At 43.8% G+C, this 1,422-nt stretch carries 1 protein-coding gene; it reads left to right on the top strand.

What is annotated here, in order from left to right:
* The first annotated feature begins 755 nt into the window (after positions 1 to 755).
* Positions 756 to 1,265: a DUF4347 domain-containing protein gene (locus F6K40_RS40200; protein ID WP_293145931.1), complete on the top strand. Its 510-nt coding sequence runs from the start codon at positions 756 to 758 to the stop codon at positions 1,263 to 1,265.
* The last annotated feature ends 157 nt before the right edge of the window (positions 1,266 to 1,422 follow it).

Consider the following 1,422-nt stretch of genomic DNA (forward strand, 5'->3'; position numbering starts at 1 on the left):
AAAAGTTGTTTTGTCGATCTTCGACAATGTGAAGCTGAATATATTGCTATGACTGCCTTTCATGCTTGTAAATTCAAGTTGTCGATCTTCGACAATATGAAAAAGTTGTTTTGTCGATCTTCGACAATGTGAAGCTGAATATATTGCTATGACTGCCTTTCATGCTTGTAAATTCAAGTTGTCGATCTTCGAGAATGTGAAAAAGTTGTTTTGTCGAAGATCGACAATGTGAAGCTGAATGTATTGCTATGACTCCTTTTCATGCTTGTCAATTAAACTTGTCGATCTTCGACAACTTTTGTCTCTCTTCCTACCCTATGATTGAAAACGACAAAGAAAAGAACAATTCTTTGATTTACATAACTTTCGCAGAACTATCCTATTTCATAGGGACAAATGGTATTTTCCCTCTGGAGATAGGGTATTATTTCAGGATTTGCGTAAGTCTTATATCAAGTCCGGATAATTATCTCCTCCAGGGACGGATTAGGGGTGGTTTGACTCCTAACTTCCCCTCCAGGGAGCGAGGTGGGTTATTTAAACTACTTAACCGGACATGATTTAGTTATGAAATTATTCACAGGACTTACGCATAACCACCATCTCTTGGTGCGCGTTCCCTTGCGTCTGACGCCGACGCGGGGTCGCACCGCTATCTAGTAGGGGCTTTCTGGCATTCGCCCTCTACAGATAGCGTATTGTCTAAGATTTTGCGTAAGCCCTGATTCAATATTTCTCCCAACGGAGTATTCAAAATGAAAAACCAAGATGACCGATTAAGTCGGTCCTTAAAGCTGGACGATCGCCTCCCCAAAGCCCCGGGAGAGGGTATGTTAGTCGCGATCGCTCCCGATGTCGAAGCAATACCCACATTAGAGGTGGGAGTTCGTGCCGGAGCAAAGGTGCTAGTTCTCAATCCGCAACGAGATAGCATCGCTCAAATTACGGAGGCTATAGGCAAGAGTCGAATTTCTAGCTTGCATCTAGTCAGTCACGGCGTTTCCGGGAGTATCTCTTTAGGTGGGACCGTTCTGAGTCTCGCTAATATCCAACAATATCGACAGCAACTTCTGGAATGGGGCGTGTCGGAAATCCTTATCTATGGTTGCAACGTCGCTACGAAACCTGAGTTTTTGCAAGTTTTCCATAAATTAACTGGTGCCAATATTGCGGCATCCACTAAGAAAGTAGGTAATCCTGTCAACGGTGGCAGTTGGGAGTTGGAAACTGTCATTGGCGAAGTTAAAAGTCTCCTTGCCTTTTAACCTCAAGTCCTTAGTAACTATCCAGGGGTTTTCAATTTCAAATTCCGACCTGATGTGTTCAATCCCGACGATCTGCCTAGTTTGGAGTTCACCCAGCCTGTCTACGAAGTCAGAGAAGACGGGAATGTTGTCGGAGGACAAGATGTTACCATCGAAC

This window comes from Okeania sp. SIO3I5 (assembly GCF_010672085.1).
In the GTDB taxonomy this organism is placed as follows: Bacteria; Cyanobacteriota; Cyanobacteriia; order Cyanobacteriales; family Microcoleaceae; genus Trichodesmium.

Excerpts from the sequence above, each read along its gene's own strand:
- F6K40_RS40200 (WP_293145931.1), top strand. The coding sequence starts at position 756 with ATGAAAAACCAAGATGACCGATTAAGTCGGTCCTTAAAGCTGGACGAT.